Annotated in this window: 22 protein-coding genes; 17 read left to right on the top strand and 5 right to left on the bottom strand. The window is 68.8% G+C overall.

The annotated features are described in order from the left end of the window. Window positions 1-3 precede the first annotated feature (3 nt). The 4 genes from DDQ50_RS11020 to DDQ50_RS11035 all read left to right on the top strand — a co-directional run bounded on the left by DDQ50_RS11020 (window position 4) and on the right by DDQ50_RS11035 (window position 1,940). Window positions 4-297 (top strand): hypothetical protein, encoded by a 294-nt coding sequence (locus DDQ50_RS11020; protein ID WP_116756780.1) that lies wholly within the window; start codon window positions 4-6, stop codon window positions 295-297. Further along, a complete protein-coding gene (locus DDQ50_RS11025) occupies window positions 294-941 on the top strand; it encodes a DUF3349 domain-containing protein (RefSeq protein ID WP_116756781.1) in 648 nt (215 codons plus the stop codon). The genes DDQ50_RS11020 and DDQ50_RS11025 overlap by 4 nt, the downstream gene beginning before the upstream one ends. A 144-nt stretch (window positions 942-1,085) precedes the next feature. Next, window positions 1,086-1,514 (top strand): MarR family winged helix-turn-helix transcriptional regulator, encoded by a 429-nt coding sequence (locus DDQ50_RS11030; protein WP_165829788.1) that lies wholly within the window; start codon window positions 1,086-1,088, stop codon window positions 1,512-1,514. Window positions 1,515-1,532: 18 nt separating this feature from the next. Continuing rightward, window positions 1,533-1,940 (top strand): YchJ family protein, encoded by a 408-nt coding sequence (locus DDQ50_RS11035; RefSeq protein WP_116756783.1) that lies wholly within the window; start codon window positions 1,533-1,535, stop codon window positions 1,938-1,940. A 112-nt stretch (window positions 1,941-2,052) separates the two neighbouring features. Here the strand turns inward: DDQ50_RS11035 and DDQ50_RS11040 are convergent, their stop codons facing one another. Further along, window positions 2,053-2,253 carry a hypothetical protein gene (locus DDQ50_RS11040; RefSeq protein ID WP_116756784.1) on the bottom strand — a complete coding sequence of 67 codons (201 nt, stop codon included), beginning with the start codon at window positions 2,251-2,253 and terminating at the stop codon, window positions 2,053-2,055. A gap of 77 nt (window positions 2,254-2,330) precedes the next feature. Between DDQ50_RS11040 and DDQ50_RS11045 the strand changes: the two genes are divergently transcribed. Continuing rightward, on the top strand, window positions 2,331-2,921 hold the full coding sequence (locus tag DDQ50_RS11045; protein ID WP_116756785.1) for a TetR/AcrR family transcriptional regulator: 591 nt from the start codon (window positions 2,331-2,333) through the stop codon (window positions 2,919-2,921). Between the two features lie 115 nt (window positions 2,922-3,036). Here the strand turns inward: DDQ50_RS11045 and DDQ50_RS11050 are convergent, their stop codons facing one another. Then, window positions 3,037-3,480: a VOC family protein gene (locus DDQ50_RS11050; protein WP_240614345.1), complete on the bottom strand. Its 444-nt coding sequence runs from the start codon at window positions 3,478-3,480 to the stop codon at window positions 3,037-3,039. A gap of 4 nt (window positions 3,481-3,484) precedes the next feature. Further along, window positions 3,485-4,426, bottom strand: coding sequence for an NAD(P)/FAD-dependent oxidoreductase (locus DDQ50_RS11055; protein WP_116756786.1), 942 nt, complete (start codon window positions 4,424-4,426; stop codon window positions 3,485-3,487). Between the two features lie 77 nt (window positions 4,427-4,503). Here DDQ50_RS11055 and DDQ50_RS11060 point away from each other — a divergent pair, with 77 nt between their 5' ends. The 9 genes from DDQ50_RS11060 to DDQ50_RS11100 all read left to right on the top strand — a co-directional run bounded on the left by DDQ50_RS11060 (window position 4,504) and on the right by DDQ50_RS11100 (window position 12,768). Further along, entirely contained in the window at window positions 4,504-5,082 is a 579-nt protein-coding gene (locus tag DDQ50_RS11060; protein ID WP_116756787.1) for a helix-turn-helix domain-containing protein, read from the top strand. 96 nt (window positions 5,083-5,178) lie between these two features. Further along, the gene (locus DDQ50_RS11065) at window positions 5,179-6,534 is read left to right on the top strand and encodes a hypothetical protein (RefSeq protein WP_240614346.1); all 1,356 of its coding nucleotides are present in this window, start codon (window positions 5,179-5,181) and stop codon (window positions 6,532-6,534) included. 124 nt (window positions 6,535-6,658) lie between these two features. Next, window positions 6,659-7,525 (top strand): PhzF family phenazine biosynthesis protein, encoded by an 867-nt coding sequence (locus DDQ50_RS11070; protein ID WP_116756788.1) that lies wholly within the window; start codon window positions 6,659-6,661, stop codon window positions 7,523-7,525. Window positions 7,526-7,535: 10 nt separating this feature from the next. Then, a complete protein-coding gene (locus tag DDQ50_RS11075) occupies window positions 7,536-8,858 on the top strand; it encodes an MFS transporter (protein WP_116756789.1) in 1,323 nt (440 codons plus the stop codon). 26 nt (window positions 8,859-8,884) lie between these two features. Continuing rightward, on the top strand, window positions 8,885-9,196 hold the full coding sequence (locus tag DDQ50_RS11080; RefSeq protein WP_116756790.1) for a hypothetical protein: 312 nt from the start codon (window positions 8,885-8,887) through the stop codon (window positions 9,194-9,196). Window positions 9,197-9,299: 103 nt separating this feature from the next. Beyond that, window positions 9,300-11,024 carry a cation:proton antiporter gene (locus DDQ50_RS11085; protein ID WP_116756791.1) on the top strand — a complete coding sequence of 575 codons (1,725 nt, stop codon included), beginning with the start codon at window positions 9,300-9,302 and terminating at the stop codon, window positions 11,022-11,024. Continuing rightward, window positions 11,021-11,401 carry a DUF1801 domain-containing protein gene (locus DDQ50_RS11090; protein WP_116756792.1) on the top strand — a complete coding sequence of 127 codons (381 nt, stop codon included), beginning with the start codon at window positions 11,021-11,023 and terminating at the stop codon, window positions 11,399-11,401. The genes DDQ50_RS11085 and DDQ50_RS11090 overlap by 4 nt, the downstream gene beginning before the upstream one ends. An 80-nt stretch (window positions 11,402-11,481) precedes the next feature. Continuing rightward, window positions 11,482-12,315, top strand: coding sequence for a polyphosphate kinase 2 (gene ppk2, locus DDQ50_RS11095; protein WP_116756793.1), 834 nt, complete (start codon window positions 11,482-11,484; stop codon window positions 12,313-12,315). Between the two features lie 111 nt (window positions 12,316-12,426). Beyond that, complete coding sequence (locus DDQ50_RS11100; protein ID WP_116756794.1) at window positions 12,427-12,768, top strand: hypothetical protein; 342 nt, start codon at window positions 12,427-12,429, stop codon at window positions 12,766-12,768. A gap of 50 nt (window positions 12,769-12,818) precedes the next feature. Here the strand turns inward: DDQ50_RS11100 and DDQ50_RS11105 are convergent, their stop codons facing one another. Further along, window positions 12,819-14,627: an AMP-dependent synthetase/ligase gene (locus DDQ50_RS11105; protein WP_116756795.1), complete on the bottom strand. Its 1,809-nt coding sequence runs from the start codon at window positions 14,625-14,627 to the stop codon at window positions 12,819-12,821. Window positions 14,628-14,692: 65 nt separating this feature from the next. Further along, window positions 14,693-15,676 (bottom strand): NYN domain-containing protein, encoded by a 984-nt coding sequence (locus DDQ50_RS11110; RefSeq protein ID WP_116756796.1) that lies wholly within the window; start codon window positions 15,674-15,676, stop codon window positions 14,693-14,695. A gap of 87 nt (window positions 15,677-15,763) precedes the next feature. Here DDQ50_RS11110 and DDQ50_RS11115 point away from each other — a divergent pair, with 87 nt between their 5' ends. The 3 genes from DDQ50_RS11115 (at window position 15,764) to DDQ50_RS11125 (ending at window position 18,495) form a co-directional block, all read left to right on the top strand. Continuing rightward, on the top strand, window positions 15,764-16,156 hold the full coding sequence (locus DDQ50_RS11115) for a DUF1304 domain-containing protein (protein ID WP_116756797.1): 393 nt from the start codon (window positions 15,764-15,766) through the stop codon (window positions 16,154-16,156). Further along, window positions 16,153-16,920: a putative protein N(5)-glutamine methyltransferase gene (locus tag DDQ50_RS11120; protein ID WP_116756798.1), complete on the top strand. Its 768-nt coding sequence runs from the start codon at window positions 16,153-16,155 to the stop codon at window positions 16,918-16,920. Before DDQ50_RS11115 ends, DDQ50_RS11120 begins: the two co-directional genes overlap by 4 nt. A 147-nt stretch (window positions 16,921-17,067) precedes the next feature. Continuing rightward, on the top strand, window positions 17,068-18,495 hold the full coding sequence (locus DDQ50_RS11125; RefSeq protein WP_240614347.1) for an APC family permease: 1,428 nt from the start codon (window positions 17,068-17,070) through the stop codon (window positions 18,493-18,495). The last annotated feature ends 2 nt before the right edge of the window (window positions 18,496-18,497 follow it).

The following is an 18,497-nucleotide window of genomic DNA, read 5'->3' on the forward strand; positions in this document are numbered from 1 at the left end:
ATCGTGTTCCCTCTCTTCCTCGACGCCGCGTGGCAGGTAGCTCTCGCGGCTCTTCTCCTCGGCGCAGGGCTCCCCGCGCTCTTCGCGCTCGGCGTGCGCTCCTTCGCGGTCGCGGGCGGTGCCGTCGACGGCGGCGGCTCCGGTCCCGCGAGACCGGCCCTGCGGTTCGCCGGTGTGCTCTGCTTCGTGCTCGTGGTCTGCGCGGTCCTCGTCGGGCTCACCGTGATCATCGCGACCGGCTTCGGGCAGACGGTGAGCTTCGAGCACATCGTCCCGACCCTCGTGGACAAGGAATGACGACGGACGAGCCGGGAGCGACCCGCGACGACGGGGTCGTCCAGCGGATCGTCGGATGGTTGCGCGCCGGCTACCCCGACGGCGTCCCGCGCCAGGACTACGTCGCACTGCTCGGGATCCTGCGTCGGACTCTGACACCGGTGGAGGTGGACCGGGTGGTCGGGCGCCTGGTCGGCGAGTTGGCCGAAGCCGGGGATGACGGCGTGGTCACGCCGGAGCAGATCAGGGCTCAGGTCGAGGAGGAGCTGATCGGCCCCGCCCTTCCGCAGGACGTGACCCGGGTCGCGGCGCGGCTCGCCGGGGCCGGCTGGCCGCTCGGGTCGGCGACCGAGGTGGTTCCGCCGTCCACCTCACGGCCGGGACTCGTCGGACGGGTCGTCGGATGGCTGCGCGAGGGATACCCCGCGGGCCTGCCGGCGGGTGACTTCGTTCCGCTCGTCGCACTGCTGCGGCGCCGGCTCTCGGACGAGGAGCTCGCCGAGGTCGCGGGGCACCTCACCCGAGCAGGCGTCCTCGCCCCCGATCGAGTGGACGTGGGACAGGCGATCGCTGGGGTCACCTCGGAGCTGCCCTCGGACGAGGACATCGCCCGGGTCCGGCAGTACCTCGTCGACCACGGCTGGCCGGTGGACTTCCCCGTCTGATCCCGGCTCGGGGGCGTGCCCCGTTGAGAGGGTGCGCCTCCATCGTCTGCAGGCTCGCGGATCGGGATAGCGGTGGTGGCAAGTATCGTCATGGGGAGATGACGGCGTGCACCCGGCGCGTGTCACGACGAAGGGGTGGCCGACGTGGTCGACCGGACGAGGTCCACATCGCTCGAGGCGCGACTCGCGTTCGTCGTCGGACGGTTCAACCGGCGTCTGCTGGGCGCTACCGGCGGACTGAGCCACGGGCTCCTCTCCGCGCTGTCCACCGTCGCCAAGCGCGGGCCGATCCGGATGGCGGAGCTGGCGGTGATCGAACTCGTCTCGGCCCCCAGCATCACGCGGGTGGTGGCCGAGCTCGAGAGCCGCGGCCTCGTCGAGCGGAGCGACGATCCCGATGACGGCCGGGCGTTCCTCATCCAGGTCACGCCGGCGGGTGAGGATGCTCTCGTGCGCGCGCGGGATGCTCGCGCCGAGGTGGTGTCCAGCATGCTCGACGGTCTCGACGCGGACCAGATCGCTGCGATCGACTCCGCGATCCCGGCCCTCGAAGCCGCGCTCGGCGACGGCTGACCTGGTGCTCTGAGCGTCGTGGATGAAGAACCGGCGGGTGTCCGCAGCGCGGCATCGGCTGCGTGCCCCTGCGGGAGCGGTCGCCCGTACTCCGACTGCTGCGGCGTCGTACACGCCGGGGCTGCCGCGCTGACGGCGGAGCAGCTGATGCGCTCGCGGTACAGCGCTTTCGTACTCCGGCTCGCGCCCTACCTGCTGAAGACGTGGGATCCCTCGACGAGGCCGCGGACGATCGAACTCGACGACACCCGGTGGAGGCGCCTGCAGATCGTCGACACGGTCGGCGGCGGTCCTCACGACGCGGACGGTGTCGTCGAGTTCCGGGCCAGCTACCGGACCGACGAGGGCGTCGGGGTGCTGCACGAGCGCAGTCGGTTCGTCCGGGCGGACGGCGACTGGGTCTACCTCGACGGCCGGCAGCTCTGATCTCGCCGACCGGGGCCGGCGGTTCCGGCTCGTGATCGACCGGGTCGCGCCACGTTGCAGGCGGCCTCGCACCGGCGACCGGCGTCCACACGCGGCCCGCGGCGACGGGGTGTCAGACGGCTTCGGCGTCGCCCGTCAGCTCGGAGTGGTCGCGCAGGTCGGGGACGGCGCGCTCGAGATCGGCGATCTCCTCCTCGGGGCGCGGAGCGATGTCCTCGTCCTCCTCGAGCTCCGGAATCTCGGGGAACCCCTGACCGGACTCGCCGCCGGGGATTTCACGGTCGGGGCCGGAGCTGTCTGAATCGTTCGACATGGTCTCGCTCTCTTCTCGGTCAGAGCCTATGCCGCCACGTCCTGTGCCACGAGGTCGTCGCCTCCTATAGTGCGGGAATGGATCCGCGTTTCAAACGCTCCCGCGATCTGCTGCGGGCGGCGGTCTACGAGCTCGCCGGGGAACGGCCGATCACCGAGGTGTCGGTGTCGGACCTGTGCCGTCGGGCCGGTGTCTCCCGCGACACCTTCTACCGGCATGCGTCCAGCCCGCTCGTGCTCCTCACCGATTCGCTCGCCGCCGAGGTGATGGCGCTCGCGGAGTCCTACGGGGATCTGCCCGCACGCTCGGCGGACGGATCCAGTGTCTTCGATCCGGCGGAGCGGGCGCTCCTGTCGCACATCGCAGAGCACGCGACCGTCTACCGGAACGCGTTGCAGCCACAGATCGTCGCCCCGCTGCGCGCCAGTCTCGAGGGGATGATCCGGGCATCGCTGCTCGAGCACGTGCGCCGGCACCCCGAGATCCTCCCGGACGCGGTCAGAGCCGCCGACGAGCAGACGCTCACCATGCTGGCCGCCTATGCAGCGTCGGGAACGGTGGGAGCCATCGAGATCTGGCTGGCAGGCGACGACCTCGACGTCGACCGGGGATCGGCCGTCATCCTCGCCGCATCACCCGAGTGGTGGCACGGACACCCCATCGACTGACCGGAACGCGGGCCGACGACGAACAGCGCGGCGCCAGGTGCTCGACCGACGGGGTCGTCGCGCCAGCTGCGCGACCGACGGCGTCGTCGCGTCGACACGAGGACGGGGCAGCGCGTCAGCCGAAGGTCACGGAACCGTCGGCCGCGATGCTCCAACCGGGGTTGTGCGCGATCTCCCAGACGATCCCGTTGGGGTCGCGGACGATCGCGTGGAAGATGCCGCCGAACGCGCCCGGCGAGGGCGCCACGAGCGTGGTGCCGCCCGCCCCGGCCATGGCTTCGGTGATCAGTCGGACCTCGTCGGGGCTGCCGACGTTGTGCGCGATCGTCGAACCCGACACGTTCGTCTCGTCGACCGGGATGCCGAGGTCGGACGCGAACTTCGCCGACTCGAACAGGCCGAGGACGAGCCCGGGAGCGATCTGGAAGAAGACGATCTCGTCCGGGACGTCGAGCAGCGGATGCCAGCCGAGTCCGTCGATGTAGAAGGCCCGTGCCGCGTCGAGGTCGCGGGTCGCGAAGGTGATGAAGTGAGCCTGCTGGCCCATGACGCCTGCCATGACCTCAGACTCGCACAGGGTGCGCGGCGGCGGCACGGATGTCCTCGCCGATGAGATCCATGTTGATCGCGGCGCCCGCGCTCGATCCGGCTCCCATCGCCACCGGTACGCCGGCGGCGGGGTTGACGACGTTCCCCGCGGCCCAGACCCCCGGAACACTGGTGAGCCCCGTCGGGTCGACGGCGACGAACGGCACTCCCATCAGCGCGCTCCGGGTGGCGCCCAATCCGACGAGCAGATCGTCCTGGGGCACCGACGAAGGGTTCACGAAGATCGAGTCGACTGGGATCGTCTCGCCCTCTTCCGTCTCGATGCCGGACAGATCACCGCCTCGGGCGACGATGCGTCGGATCCGCCTCTCCTCGACCCGGATGCCGCGAGCGTCCAACCCGGCTCGCTCCTCCGCGGTCGGGGGAGTCGAGCCGTTCGTCAGGTAGACCACGTCGGCGCTCCACTGCCGCAGCATCTGCGCTTTGAGCACGCCGTGACCGCCGCTGCCGAGCACGGCGATCCGCCGGTCCCGCACCTCCCATCCATCGCAGTAGGGGCAGGTGACGACGCCCGTGCCCCATTGCTCGGCGAGTCCGTCCACCTCAGGGAGCGCATCGCGCAGCCCCGTTGCGACGAGCAGTCGTCGAGCCGTGTGCCGAGCTCCGCTCCCGGTCGTCACCGCGAAACCGTCGCGGACGATCTCCGCCCCGGTCACACCGTCCTCGAGGATCGTTCCGCCGTAGCCCTCGACCTCCCGTCGCCCGTCGGCCAGAAGGTCGAGCGGCGAGTAGTCGTCGCGACTCAGCACCGCGTGCATGTGCGGCGCGGTGCGGTTCCGCGGCTCGCCGCCGTCGAGCACCAGCACCTGCCGCCGTGCTCGAACGAGCATGAGCGCTGCGCTGAGGCCGGCACTTCCGCCACCGACGATGATCACGTCCCAGTTCTTCTGCGTCATACCGACGACTCTCGAACGACGCCAGCAGATCGGCAAGTAAAGTTGCTGAAACCGCAAACAGTCGAGGGGGAAGCCCAGTGGCCGACGACGGTATCTCCGAGGTGCTCGGACTCGTGGCTCCGCGGTTGCGGGCGCTCCGGCGCGCTCGCTCGATGACGCTCGCCGACGTCGCCGCCGCGACCGGCATCGCGGTCAGCACGCTGTCCCGACTCGAGTCCGGGAACCGGCGCCCCTCGCTCGACCTGCTCCTCCCGCTCGCCAGGGTCTACCGGGTCCCGCTCGACGATCTCGTCGGCGCTCCCGCCACCGGCGACCCGCGCGTCCACCCGAAACCGTTCCGGCGGCACGGCTGCACGTTCATCCCGCTCACCCGCAATGCCGACGGGCTGAGTGCGTTCAAGATCATCTACCCCGGTGGTCGCTCGGATGTGCCGATAGAGCAGCGTGTGCACGACGGCTACGACTGGGTCTACGTGCTCACCGGCCGCCTCCGTCTGGCGCTGGGCGACGAGGTCATGGAGCTGTCGCCGGGGGAAGCGGCGGAGTTCGACACCCGTGTGCCGCACGGTTTCGCGAGCGCTGGACCCGAACCGGTCGAGGTCATCAGCCTCGTCAGCCAGCAGGGCGAGCGCGTCCACGTCCGACCCGTCAACTGACCGACCGGAAAGCGGCCCAGGCATGTCGTTGCACGCAAACACATCAACGTCGCTAGCGTGACTTTCGTCGCGCCGTAGCGAATTGAGGGAGTCACTGTGAGTGAAGAGAGCGCCTGGAATGCAGCTCGTCTGATTCCGACGTCTGGGATCAACGGGGCCGAGGAGCAGGAGCGGCGGGCGACATCCGCGCTCTTAGCCGTGATGGCCTCCGTGCGTGAATTCGGGCGTACTCTTGTCGGCCCGCTCGGGGCTCCTGCCGGACACCTCGAAACCTTTATTGAGGTCCCGTTCATGCTGGGCGAAAAGAGGGTTTTCCCGGACGGCTTGATTCGGTCGCGCCGAGGGTCCAAGTCTTGGACTGCTTTGGTTGAAGTGAAGACTGGTACAAACCAGTTAGCTTCGGAACAACTCGAGAACTATCTCGACGTGGCACGCGAGCACGGTTTCCAGGCGGTGATTAGTATCTCGAACGAGATACCGCCCGCGCCTGGGCTTCACCCGACGACTGTCGATCGACGCAAACTGCGGAAGGTCGAACTGCACCACTGGTCGTGGACGGAGGTGGTGACGCAAGCTGTCATGCAGAAGGAGTTCCGAGGCGTGGCCGACCCCGATCAGGCCTGGATCCTCGGCGAGCTCATTCGATACCTCGAACACCCCCGGTCCGGCGCCCTCTCCTTCGAAGACATGGGTGGGAGCTGGGTCGGCGTACGTGAGGCGGTTGCCTCCGGAACCTTGCGCGCCAACGATAAGGGCGTCAGCGACGTCGCCGCTCGTTTCGATGCTCTCATCCGCTTCGCATGCCTACAGCTGGGGCGGAGGCTTGGCACCGAGGTGACTCCAGCGTTATCGCGACAGGAGGTCGCGGACCCTGGCCTCCGCAACGCTGCTCTGGTGGGTGCTCTGGTCTCGGATGGTGTTATGCGTGCGTCCATCCGCATTCCAAACGCAGTATCCCCGTTGCTCGTCGAGGCTGACCTGAGGGGATCGCGCGTTATCTGTTCCTTCGATATCGATGCGCCGAAGGAAGGCCGAGCGACTACGCGGGTCAATTGGCTGATCCGCCAACTGAAAGATTCACCGGACAGTGTTCGTGTCGAATCGTTTGCTGCGAGGTCACGTACTGGTTCAGCCGAGCTACTGAGGGTTGTTCGGGAGACACCCGCGAAGCTGATCAGCGACCCGTCGAAGGAGATCAAGTCCTTCCGAGTAGCGCAGATCCATCCCATGGGTGCGAAGCGAGGCACCGGTCGCGGTGCCTTCGTTGATTCGGTGCTGGCTGCGATCGACGGAACGTACGGCGATGTCGGTCAGCGGCTCAAATCTTGGTCGGCTGCACCGCCCAGGCTTCGGTCCACGGACGAGGTCGAGGTCGACACTACTGTTGAAGCTGACCTGCCCTCCGCCGCGTTCTCGTCTCAGGATGAGGACATCGCCATATCTGTGGAGTAGCAGTCATCTTTGGCCCGCGCGCTGCCCGGCTGACCGCGCTGGCCCGCGGACGCAGGATGCGGGGGCGCGGCGGACCGCCGGTATCGCATCGCGACGTCCGAACGAGACCGCACGAGGAGCAACCATGACCGCCGCCGGATCCGACGTACTGCGCTACGCGGCCTTCTCAGCCGCACCCGGCGGTGGCAATCCCGCCGGCGTCGTGCTCGATGCCGGCGGGTTGGATGACCCCGCCATGCTGGCGATCGCAGCGGAGATCGGGTACGCGGAGACGGCGTTCGTGATCTCGCGCGGCCCCGATCGCAGCGCGGGTCTCCGCTACTTCTCGCCTCACGCCGAAGTCCCCTTCTGCGGGCATGCGACCATCGCAACCGCCGTGGCGCTGGCCGAGCGCGAGGGTGTCGGACCATTCCGCTTCGACACCCCGGTCGGGCCCGTCGTCATCGAGACCTCGGCCCTCGACGGGGTCATCGGAGCGACCTTCACCAGCGTGGAGCCTCGGATCCGCGATCTGGAGGATGCCGTACTCGACGAGCTGCTCGCACTGCTGGGACTCGTCCGCGACGACCTCGACCGTCGCTTCCCACCGCGCGAGTCATTCGCCGGCAACTGGCATCCCATCCTGACCCTGCAGGATGCGGCGACCTTCGACGCGTTCACCTTCGCGCCCGCCGACATGCGGGCCATCATGGACCGCGAGGGCTGGACCGGCACGGTCACGATCGTCCACGCCCTCGGGCGCTTCCGGTTCGATTCGCGCAACCTCTTCCCCGTCGGGGAGATCACCGAGGACCCCGCGACGGGATCGGCCGCAGCGTCTTTCGGCGGTTACCTCCGCGAGCTCGAGCTGGTGGAGGTCCCGGCGACGCTGGAGGTGCTGCAGGGGCGCCACGTGGGTCGGCCGAGCCTTCTCCGCGTCGAGGTTCCGGCAGTCGGAGGGATCAGGGTCAGCGGGGGAGCGGAACCGATTCCGGGGGCGGACGTCCGATAGCGTCGTCGGGATGCCATCATCGCACCGAGGGGTAGTCGCGACCGCCGTCACGCTCCTGCTCACCTCTCTCGTCGGACGTCTCCCGCAGGCGATGAGCGCCCTCGCGATCGTGCGCCTCGTCCTCGACGCCGGCGGCGACTATCTGCTCGCCTCGGGGCTCACCGCCGCGTACGTCCTGGCGCAGACAGTGGGGCAGCCCGTGCTGGCGTTCGCGGTCGACCGGACCGGCCGGCCGCGATGGATCATCCTCGGGGCCGCGCTCCTCGCGGGCGGAGCATTCGTCCTGCTCGCGGCGACGAGTGTCGAGCTCCCTCTCGTCGCCGGGGCGGCAGCTGTCGTCGCAGGACTCGCGACCCCGCCGATCGAGCCCGTGCTCCGCAGCCTCTGGCCGCGCATCATGACGCGAGGCACCCAGCTCTCGCGGGCGTTCAGCGCCGATGCCGCCGTGCAGGAACTGCTGTTCATCATCGGCCCCCTCGTCACCGCCGTCGCCGTCGCCCTCATCGGCGCTGACGGCTCGGTCCTCCTGATGGCCGTTCTCGGCCTCATCGGCGCGTCGGCTTTCGTGCTGCATCGCGAACTCGGTCTCATCGGGCCCTCGCAGCCGGAGCGCAGCCGGCCCGTTGCCGCCGATTCGGCCGGGCGGAAGCCGGTCCGCACCGCGATCGCGATCCCCGGCGTCCAGCTGCTGGTCGCGGTGCAGGTCGCGGTGGGTCTGTCCGTTGGGGTGCTGACCATCAGCGCGACGGCGCATTCCGAGTCTGCGGGCGACCCCGCACTCGCGGGCTGGGCGCTCGCCATCAACGCGGGCGGGGCGCTCACGGGTGCGGTGCTCGTCGCGCGATTCCCTGTTCGACTGAGCATCGGGCGGGCACTGTCCGTCCTCCTCGCTGTGCTCGGGGTGCTCTACCTGCCGACGGCGGTCATCACGGCGCCGAGCCCGTACTGGCTGGCGGCCGCGTACCTCAGCGGTCTGACGCTTCCGCCTCTGCTCACGCAGGTCTTCTCCGCGGTGGAGCGCGCGGCGCCCCGCGAGCGGCTGACCGAGGCGAATGCGTGGACGGTCAGCGGTTTCAGTGTCGGGATCGCGGTGGGGACCCTGGGTGCGGGACTGGCCGCCGACGCGGCCGGATTCGCCGGTACGGGCGCTGCGGTCGTCGTCGCGGCGGTCGTCGCGATCATCGTCGCGCTCATCATGAGGCCCGGAGCGCTCTTCGACGCCTCACCGGACCACGAGACCGTCCCCGAGGGGTCGGAGGTTTCCGGACCGGAGGGTGCGGAACGCGCCGGCACAGTCGAAGATGGGACCGTGGCGGGGCAGCACGACGCCTGATCCACCGCCCAGGACGAGAGGTTCAGATGTCCGCCGACGAGGTGTTCGACGAGTTGGCTGCGGATCTCGTCGAACGCGGTGCCCGGCAGGGTCGCATGATGGGACGACCGATGCTGTCCACCGGCGGGCGGATGTTCGCCTGTCTCAACGCCGGCGCCCTCGGCCTGAAGCTGGGCGAATCGAGCAGGGAGCACGCCGAGGCTCTCGCGATCCCCGGGGCCGGGCTCTTCAGCCCCGCGAAGGGCCGGATCTTCCGCGACTGGGTCTCGCTTCCTCTGACGGCGTCGGATGACTGGGAGCGCTTCGCGGTCATCGCGATGGACCGTCTGCAGGCGTAGACGCGGTAGCGCTCCGACTCGCGGCGGGTCGGGTCGGCGGAAGCTGAGCCCCGCCGGGGATCGATAGCCTGATGCGGGCCGAGAACGTCACGAGGAGGACCGCATGGAGCCGATCATCTTCCTGGTGCTCGCGCTCCTCACGATCGCCGGCGTCACGGCGCTGAGCTCCAAGGCGGGCGTGGCATCTCCGCTCGTGCTGGTCGGTGTCGGCATCGCCGTCAGCTTCCTGCCCTTCGTTCCCGCCATCGAGATCGAACCCGAGTGGATCCTGGCGGGCGTTCTGCCGCCCCTGCTGTATTCGGCGGCCGTTTCGATGCCGTCGATGGACTTCCGCCGCGAGTTCGGGGCCATCAGCGGTCTCTCCGTCGTGCTCGTCGTGGCGAGTTCGGTCGTGCTCGGCGTGGTGTTCGCGGCTCTCATCCCCGGGCTGGGGCTCGCCTGGGGGATCGCGCTCGGGGCCATCGTCAGCCCTACCGATGCCGTGGCCACGTCGATCGTGAAGCGACTCGGGGTATCGCCTCGCGTGACGACCATCCTCGAAGGCGAGAGCCTGCTCAACGACGCGACCGCCCTGGTTCTGCTGCGCGCCGCGGTAGCGGGGGCAGCCGCCTCGATCAGTCTCTGGCAGGTCGCCGGTCAATTCGTGGTCGCCGTGGTCGTCGCCGTCGTCATCGGATTCCTGGTGGGACGACTCAACCTCGTCGTGCGCGCACGGATCACCGACCCGACGGTCAACACGGTCCTCTCGTTCACCGTTCCGTTCCTCGCCTCGATCCCCGCGGAACTGCTCGGCGGGTCGGGACTCGTCGCCGCTGTCGCAGCGGGGATCGTCACGGGGCGCCTGGCTCCCCGCAAGCTGTCGCCCCAGCACCGACTCTCGGATACCCAGAACTGGAGGACGATCGAACTCGTCCTCGAGGGGGCGGTGTTCCTGCTCATGGGGCTGCAGCTGTTCGGCATCGTCGAGGAGGTGGAGGAGGCTCACGCCGGGGCCCTCACCGCCGTCGGCATCGCCGCGCTCGCGCTGCTGCTGACGATCGCGGTGCGGACAGCGTTCGTGTCTCCGCTTCTCGTTCTCCTGAAGCGCCGCGCAGCACGCAGCGCACGCCTGGTCCCGAGACTGACGGCCTTCCAGGACCGACTGGCCCAGCGGGATGACCCGACTGCGCCGATGCTCGTGCCAGCCGGCCCGGGTGGTCGTGGGGGCAGGGAGGGCCGAGGACGGCGCCTGTCCGAGTCGCAGCTCGCCCAGTTCTCGACACGGGTGCGACGCGGGCTCGCCGACATCGACTACCTGCTCGCCGCCCCCCTCGGCTGGCGCGAGGGGAGTGTCGTCGTGTGGGCGGGCATGCGGGGAGCGGTCACGCTCGCCGCCGCTCAGACTCTGCCGACCGAAGCGCCGGCGCGTCCGCTCCTCGTTCTCATCGCCTTCCTCGTTGCGGCCGGCTCACTTGCGATCCAGGGCGGTTCCCTCGCCTGGTTCGTGCGGCTCGTGAAGCCGGCGGTTCCCGATCCGGCGGCCGCCGTGGAGGAGCGCGGGCGCATCCTCGAGCTCCTCGACGAATCGGCGGTCACCGCTGCGACCGATGCCGGCTTCCCGCCGGCGCCGGGCGCCCGGATCGAGCTCACGCATCTGCCGAAGAGCGTCGCGCTCACGGTCATCGATGCCCAGCGAACGATGCTCCTCGACGCCCGCGATGACGGCGCCTTCGCCTCCGACCTTCTCGCGGGTGCGCTCGCGAGCCTCGACGCCGACCAGCTGAATCTCATGCTGAAAGGCGGTCCCGACGACAGTTCGGAAGGCGGCCCGAAAGGCGGCCTCGAATGACCCGCACCGAGACGGACGCGCACCTAGCATCCCTCGACCATCCGCTCACGTCCGCGCTGAGCGAGCTGTGCCGAGTGGTCCGTTCGAGCGATCCGAGGGTGGGCGAGGAGATCAACTGGAACTCGCCCAGCTTCTTCATCTCGGATCATTTCGCGACCACGAATCTGCGTCCTCGAGGCCCGCTGCTGCTCGTGCTCCACGCCGGGGTCAAGAAGACCGACCTCGCTCTGCGTGATCAGGTCGCCGACCCCGACGGTCTTCTCGAGTGGAAGTCCGCGGACCGGGCGATCGTTTCGTTCGCCGGTACCGCCGAGGTCCATGATCGGGAGGACGCTGTCACCGCGATCCTGAACGACTGGATCGCCGCCACCCAGTAGCGCTCCCTCACAGCCGCGGGGGGTCTAGGCTCGCGCACTATCCAGCGGATCGCGCCGGTGAGAGTCCGGGAGGCCCAGCCATGTCGAAGTCGCACAGCAAATCGCACAAGTCGAAGAAGCATCAGCCGGCACGCATGCCCAAGGCCGCGTACGAGGCGGAGCTCGAACGCCTTCAGATCGAGCTGGTCCGAATGCAGCAGTGGATCGTCGACACCGGAGCCCGTGTGGTCGTCGTGTTCGAGGGACGGGATGCCGCAGGCAAGGGCGGCGCGATCAAACGCGTCATGCAGTACCTCAACCCGCGATCCGCTCGTGTCGTCGCCCTGCCGACGCCGAGCGAGCGGGAGAAGGGCCAGTGGTACTTCCAGCGGTACCTCTCCAATCTCCCGACGAGTGGCGAGATCGTGCTCTTCGACCGTTCCTGGTACAACCGCGCCGGTGTGGAACGGGTGATGGGCTACTGCACCGACGAGCAGTACGAGCGGTTCCTGACCCAGGTCCCCGTGCTGGAACGACTCCTCGTCGAGGACGGGATCACCCTGATCAAGTACTGGTTCTCGGTTTCCGACACCGCCCAGGAGCAGCGCTTCCGCAGTCGCCTGAAGGACCCGATGCGGCGGTGGAAGCTCTCCGAGACCGACCTCGCATCGATCACCCGATGGGAGGACTACTCGCGGGCGAAAGACGCGATGTTCGCGGCGACGGACATCGACGAGGCTCCCTGGTGGACGATCGAGAGCGATGACAAGCGCGCTTCACGGATCAACACCATCAGTCACCTCCTCTCGCAGATCCCCTACGAGGCCCGCGAACCCGACCCGGTCGAGATCCCGCCCCGACCCGACGCGACCGATTATGTGCGGCCGCCCCGCGAGGGGCAGCGCTACGTCCCGGACCACGCCGCGGAGGTCTAGGGCACCGACCCGGGCAGACCGCGAGAGCGCGAGCGCGTCGAGCGCTCCGAGCCTCCGTCAGGTCTGGCGCCGCTCGATGCTCGCGGTGGACAATCGTCGGGGGAGGCGCCTGTGGACAGGTACGTCGTGCCCGACGTCGTCGGGATGAGATTCGAGACGGCGCGGTCGTTCGCGTCGCAGCTCTCCATCGCGCTGGCGAATCCGGATCCGGATGGTCCACCGATCTCGCTGCTGGCGTGGTCGGTCCATCAAGCGCGTCCCCTCGATGTCGTCATCGAACGGCAGGATCCCGAGCCGGGCCATCGCTTCACCTCGCCGTGGTGCTCGCTTCGGGTCTGGCTGGCGCCCCGCACCGGCCCCGAAACGCGCGAGTCGGTCCCGGCTCCGCCGGGCTCGGTTCCGCCGTCCCTCGTCGCACACGCCTCTCCGGACCCGGAGGCGGCTCCGCGCTAGTCCGCGCGCCCGGTCCCGTGGGGGTGCCTGCGCCCGGGATCACGCGCGATTCATTTGTAGATCCATTCGACGCTGTCGGCGAAGTGCTCGAGCACGACGGCGCGTCGGACCTTCAGAGATGCTGAGAGCTCTCCCTGCTCCTCGCTCAGCTCGCGGGGCAGCACGGCGTACTTCTTGATCCCCTCCGCATGCGAGACCGTGCTGTTGGCCTCCGCGATCGCGCGGTCGAGTTCGGCTCGCACCTGCGGGTTGCGGGCTGCCTCGTCGACGGTCATCGGACCGAGGCCCTGGCTCTTCAGCCACCCCGGAAGCATTGCGGAGTCGAGTGCGATCAGCGCGGCGATGAACGGACGCCGGTCGCCGATCACGACGACCTCGGAGATGATCGGGTCGGCGCGGATCACGTTCTCGAGCCCGGCGGGCTGCACGTTCTTGCCGCCGGCCGTGATGATGATCTCCTTCTTGCGGCCCGTGATGTACAGGTAGCCATCGGAGTCGAGTCGGCCGTAGTCGCCCGTGACGAACCAGCCGTCCCGGAAGTCGGCGGCGGTCGCGGCGGGATCGCCGAGGTAGCCGCGGAAGACATTCGGCCCCTTGACGAGGATCTCGCCGTCGTCGGCGATCCGCACGCCGGTTCCGGGGTAGGGCGCTCCGACGCTGCCGATCTTGATCAGGCCGGGACGATTCACGGCGGTCGGGGCGGACAGCTCGGTGAGGCCGTAGCCCTCCATCACCGTGATACCCATGCCGCGGAAGAAGTGGCCCAGCCACTCGGCGAGGGGTGCGCCGCCGGAGATGGCGTAGCCGACCTGGCCTCCCATCACTCCGCGGATCCGCGAGAGCACGAGACGGTCCGCGAGCCGCAGGCGGGCCCGGAGGACCGCCGAGGGTCCGCCCGGGGTGTCGAGTGCACGGGAGTAGGCCTGCGCGGTCGCCGCGGACCAGCGGAAGATCCGCTTCTTCGCCCCGCTGCCGGCGAGGGTGTCGGCCGAGTTGTAGAACGTCTCGAACACCCGAGGGACGGCGAGCAGCCAGGTGGGGCGGAAGGCCTGAAGATCGGCGACCAGTGTCTTGGTCGAGGGGGTGTACCCGATGACCGAACCCGAGTAGACGCAGAGGAAGTTGATGAACCGGCCGAAGACGTGCGCGAGTGGCAGGAACATCAGAGTTCGACGCGACTGCCCCTGGACCACGCCTCCGAGGTTGGGGTCGTCGGCACCGTTGACGAGGTGGCTGACGAAGTTCCCGTGGGTGAGTTCGACCCCCTTGGGCCGACCGGTCGTTCCCGAGGTGTAGACGATCGTCGCGAGCGTCTCCATGTCGGACGCTGCCGCGCGATCGCGCACGGTCTGCTCGCTGACGGAGGCCCCGGCGAACTGCAGTTCCTCGAGCGCGCCCCCATCGATGACGAGCACCCGCTCGAGACCGGCACGGTCGACGAGCGGCGTCACGAGGTCGGCCATGGCGGTCGTCTCCGCGATGACGAGCCTCACACCGGCGTCACGGACGATCCACTCCACCTGCGCCGCCGACGACGTCTGATAGATCGGCACTGAGACGCCGCCCGCGAACAGTGTCGCGAAGTCCAGCACGGACCACTCGTAACGGGTGCCCGCCATGATGCCGACCCGGTCGCCGACCTCGACGCCGAGACCGACGAGGCCACGCGCGGCCTGGATCACATCGGCGGCGAACCGTGCAACCCCAATCGCCTCGAACCGGCCGTCATCGGTCTTGCGCTCGGCGAAGACGCCGTCGGGGTCGCGCGCGAGGCGCTCGGTGAGCACCGAGCACAGCGACATATCGGGAGTCGTCGACCCGTGGGCCGGCGTCCAGGTCTCGCGGAGTTGCTCTGGCATTCGTCTCGCTTCGGTTCTCGTCGGTGCCGCTCCGCCACCCTAACCAGCGAACGCGACGAGATCGGTCAGCGCAGACGGACGAGCCGCTCGTTTCCCTCGGCCTTGAACTCGACCAGGCTGTTCCGCGAGCGGATGAACTCGGTGAAGCTCTTGTAGCCGAGAGGACGCTCGCTGAACGACGGGTCGAGACGCCTGATCTGCGATTTCACCGACGCCGCGTTCTTCCACTCGTCGTCGTCCTTCGCCTGCAGGAGTTCGAGCGCGCGGACCAGAAGACGTGTCGCGGCCTTGTCGGACATCTTCGTCGCGGGCCGGTCGACGGGGTTGCCGCCCGGGGGAGTGGCGGCGGGATCGGCGGCGGCGGCCTCGGCGGCGGCCTTTCCGCCCCGACGGCTCTTCGGAGCGGGTTCGGCGACGATGGTCTCGACCGCCACTTCGTCGTCCCGGTCGTCGTCCTCCTCGAGCACGCGGGGTTCGGTGGCGCCCGGGATCGAGTCGTACATCTCGAAGTGGTCGCAGGCGGCGATGAGGGCGGGACTCGTGCGACCGCTCACACCGATGCCGAGCACGAACCGGCCGAGCCGTTTGCAGCGCTGGGCGAGCGCGATGTAGTCGGAATCTCCCGCGACGATCACGACGTGCGTCAGGTCGGGCAGCCGGAAGAGATCCTCGAGCACGTCGACGGACAGCCGGATGTCGGCCCCGTTCTTGAGCGCCTGAGTTACCGGGAAGAGCTGGGTGAGGTCGACGGCGCGGTTGACGAGCTGCCGCCGATAGCTGGCGTTCGCGGGAACCGACCAGTCGGCGTACGCGCGGCTGATGGCGACGGTTCCGAAGGACGATGCGTAGTCGAGGATGGCGCCGACCTCGACCTCCGCTGCCGCGAGCTTCGCCGACACGTCGTCGGGTCCTCCGGACGAATCCGGGGCGACGGTGCGGGCGTTGTCGCGTCGCCAGGCCCCGTTGCCGTGCAGCTGGTCGTATCGCGAGATCACGATGTTGTCAAAGTCGATGTACACCGCGACGCGGCCCTCGGTCTGGTCTGCCATGGTGATCCGATCGTCAGCACGCCGTGTTCGTCGTGCGGCTCACCCTACCGAGGACCGCTCCTGGGCGTCGGTCACTAGGATCGCGCCATGCCCCTCGCCGTCCTCGCCAGCGTGTTCGTGCTCCTCGCGGGTGTGCTGCACGGCTACATCTTCCTGATGGAGAGCGTGTGGTGGACCAGGCCGACGATCTGGCGGCGTTTCGGCGTGGGCTCGCAGGCCGACGCCGAGGTGCTGCGGCCGATGGCCTACAACCAGGGGTTCTACAACCTGTTCCTCGGCGTCGGAGCTGTGCTCGGGACGGTCCTGTTCTGGTCGGGAGCTCCTGAGGTCGGGCGCGGCATCGCGATGTTCGCAACGGGCAGCATGGTGCTCGCGTCCCTGGTCCTCCTGAGCACCGGAGCCCGCAATCTGCGACCGGCGCTCATCCAGGGCGTGCTCCCGCTCATCGGTTTCGTCTTCTTCCTGTTCGTCTGGCGATGACGGACCCGACCCTCGTCGCGCGGCTCCGCGCCGCCGGCTGCGTCTTCGCGGAGGACGAGGCCGAGCTGATCACCGCAGAAGCGACGTCGGCCGCGCAGCTCGAATCGCTGGTCCGGCGTCGGATCGGCGGCGAACCGTTGGAGCAGGTCCTCGGCTGGGCGGCGTTCGACGGGCTCAGGATCGCCGTGGAGCCGGGGGTGTTCGTACCGCGTCGGCGTACGGAACTGCTGGTGCGCGAGGCGGCCGCGATCCTGTCCGAGGGTGACACAGTTCTCGACCTCTGCTGCGGATCGGGTGCGGTGGCAGCTGCGGTCCATGCGCGCGTTCCGGGCGTCGCCGTCTTCGCGGCCGACATCGATCCGGCTGCTGTCCACTGCGCCCGCCGCAACGTCCCCGGCCCGGGAGCGGTCTTCGAAGGGGATCTCTATTCGGCGCTTCCGCGCGAACTGATGGGACGCGTCGACGTCATCGCGGTGAACGCTCCGTACGTGCCGACCGAGGCCATCGACCTCATGCCGCCGGAGGCGCGGCTGCACGAACCGACGGTCGCGCTCGACGGCGGCGAGGACGGGCTCGACATCCAGCGCCGAGTGGCCGAGCAGGCGCCGGAGTGGTTGGCTCCCGGCGGCGACCTCCTCATCGAGACCAGCCGGCGTCAGGCGCCCGTCACGGTGGAGATCATGGAGACCTGCGGTCTCGTCGCCCGCATCGTCCGCTCCGAGGACATCGATGCGACCATCGTGATCGGCTCCGTGGCTCGCTGAACTCGAGGTCCGGCCGTCCAGCGGCGCACGGATGAGTGCTTCGGATACTCCAAGGCCCCTTTCAGCGTGTTCGGAGAACACTGGATGATCAGCACCGACAGAGCACTCCCCAGAGGCGGAAGCCGACGAACAGAGGGACTCATCGATATGGCCATCACCGAGCAACAACCCGCGTCGTCGCAGCCCGAGCTCAAGCGGGTGATGGGCCCGAAGCTGCTGCTGCTGTTCATCATCGGCGACATCCTCGGCACCGGTATCTACGCCTTGACCGGGCAGGTCGCGGCCGAAGTCGGTGGAGCAGCCTGGCTGCCGTTCCTGATCGCCTTCGTCGTGGCCACGATCACCGCCTGCTCCTACCTCGAGCTGGTGACGAAGTTCCCGCAGGCGGCGGGAGCCGCCCTGTACGCGCACAAGGCTTTCGGAATCCACTTCGTCACCTTCCTCGTCTGCTTCACGGTGATGGCGTCCGGGATCACCTCCGCGTCGGCGGCGTCCGGCGCCTTCGCGAGCAACTTCGCGATCGGGTTCGGATTCGAGAAGACTCCGGGGACGCTCCTGTTCATCGCGCTGGCCTTCATGCTGCTCATCGCCGCGGTCAACCTGCGCGGGGTCGCCGAGAGCGTCGGCCTCAACGTCGTGCTGACCCTCATCGAGCTGTCCGGTCTGCTGCTCGTGATCTTCATCAGCTTCTTCGCCATCTTCGGCGGCCAGGCCGACTTCTCGCGGGTGGTCGCCTTCGAGACCGCGGACGACAAGAACGTGTTCCTGGCGATCAGCGCGGCGACCTCGCTGGCGTTCTTCGCGATGGTCGGTTTCGAGGACTCGGTGAATATGGCCGAGGAGACGAAGGATCCGAGCAGGATCTTCCCGAAGATCATGCTGACGGGGTTGGGCATCACCGCCATCGTCTACGTGCTGGTGTCGGTCGTCGCAGTTGCCGTGGTTCCCGTCGGAGAACTGGCCGGCAACGACACCCCGCTCGTCACCGTGGTCCAGACCGCGGCTCCCGATTTCCCGATCTCCGCTCTCATCCCGTTCATCTCGCTGTTCGCCGTCGCCAACAGCGCGCTGATCAACATGATGATGGCGAGTCGCCTGCTCTACGGGATGAGCAAGCAGGGCGTTCTGCCTCCGTTCCTGTCGAAGGTGCTCCCCGGCCGCCGCACCCCGTACGCCGCCATCATCTTCACGACCGTCATCGCACTCGGTCTGACCTCCTACGTCTCGATCGACCCGGCCAACCCCATCGCGGTGCTGCTCGGGGGCACGACCTCGCTTCTCCTGCTGGCCGTCTTCGCGGTGGTGAACGTCGCCGTGCTCGTGCTGCGCCGCCAGCCCGTCGACCACAAGCACTTCAAGACCCCGACCTTCCTGCCGGTCGTCGGCACGATCGCCTGCCTCTACCTCGTGCTGCCCTGGACATCGGGCCGCGATATCAACCAGTACTTCATCGCCGGCATCCTGCTCGTGCTCGGCGTCGTCCTCTGGGCGATCACCTACATCGACCGGCGGGTGCGCGGCTACGACCGCAGCGCCGTCGCGCCGCCCACCGCCGAGATCCCCACGATCGACTGACC

This window comes from Amnibacterium flavum, assembly GCF_003097495.1.
Taxonomy (GTDB): Bacteria; Actinomycetota; Actinomycetes; order Actinomycetales; family Microbacteriaceae; genus Naasia; species Naasia flava.

What these genes read in the sequence shown, in the direction of transcription:
- DDQ50_RS11125 (WP_240614347.1), top strand. Translation starts at nt 17,068, where the DNA reads ATGGCCATCACCGAGCAACAACCCGCGTCGTCGCAGCCCGAGCTCAAG.
- DDQ50_RS11110 (WP_116756796.1), bottom strand. Translation starts at nt 15,676, where the DNA reads ATGGCAGACCAGACCGAGGGCCGCGTCGCGGTGTACATCGACTTTGAC.
- DDQ50_RS11090 (WP_116756792.1), top strand. Translation starts at nt 11,021, where the DNA reads ATGACCCGCACCGAGACGGACGCGCACCTAGCATCCCTCGACCATCCG.
- DDQ50_RS11040 (WP_116756784.1), bottom strand. Translation starts at nt 2,253, where the DNA reads ATGTCGAACGATTCAGACAGCTCCGGCCCCGACCGTGAAATCCCCGGC.
- DDQ50_RS11070 (WP_116756788.1), top strand. Translation starts at nt 6,659, where the DNA reads ATGACCGCCGCCGGATCCGACGTACTGCGCTACGCGGCCTTCTCAGCC.
- DDQ50_RS11120 (WP_116756798.1), top strand. Translation starts at nt 16,153, where the DNA reads ATGACGGACCCGACCCTCGTCGCGCGGCTCCGCGCCGCCGGCTGCGTC.
- DDQ50_RS11105 (WP_116756795.1), bottom strand. Translation starts at nt 14,627, where the DNA reads ATGCCAGAGCAACTCCGCGAGACCTGGACGCCGGCCCACGGGTCGACG.
- DDQ50_RS11080 (WP_116756790.1), top strand. Translation starts at nt 8,885, where the DNA reads ATGTCCGCCGACGAGGTGTTCGACGAGTTGGCTGCGGATCTCGTCGAA.
- ppk2 (WP_116756793.1), top strand. Translation starts at nt 11,482, where the DNA reads ATGTCGAAGTCGCACAGCAAATCGCACAAGTCGAAGAAGCATCAGCCG.
- DDQ50_RS11055 (WP_116756786.1), bottom strand. Translation starts at nt 4,426, where the DNA reads ATGACGCAGAAGAACTGGGACGTGATCATCGTCGGTGGCGGAAGTGCC.
- DDQ50_RS11085 (WP_116756791.1), top strand. Translation starts at nt 9,300, where the DNA reads ATGGAGCCGATCATCTTCCTGGTGCTCGCGCTCCTCACGATCGCCGGC.
- DDQ50_RS11045 (WP_116756785.1), top strand. Translation starts at nt 2,331, where the DNA reads ATGGATCCGCGTTTCAAACGCTCCCGCGATCTGCTGCGGGCGGCGGTC.
- DDQ50_RS11075 (WP_116756789.1), top strand. Translation starts at nt 7,536, where the DNA reads ATGCCATCATCGCACCGAGGGGTAGTCGCGACCGCCGTCACGCTCCTG.
- DDQ50_RS11050 (WP_240614345.1), bottom strand. Translation starts at nt 3,480, where the DNA reads ATGGCAGGCGTCATGGGCCAGCAGGCTCACTTCATCACCTTCGCGACC.
- DDQ50_RS11025 (WP_116756781.1), top strand. Translation starts at nt 294, where the DNA reads ATGACGACGGACGAGCCGGGAGCGACCCGCGACGACGGGGTCGTCCAG.
- DDQ50_RS11115 (WP_116756797.1), top strand. Translation starts at nt 15,764, where the DNA reads ATGCCCCTCGCCGTCCTCGCCAGCGTGTTCGTGCTCCTCGCGGGTGTG.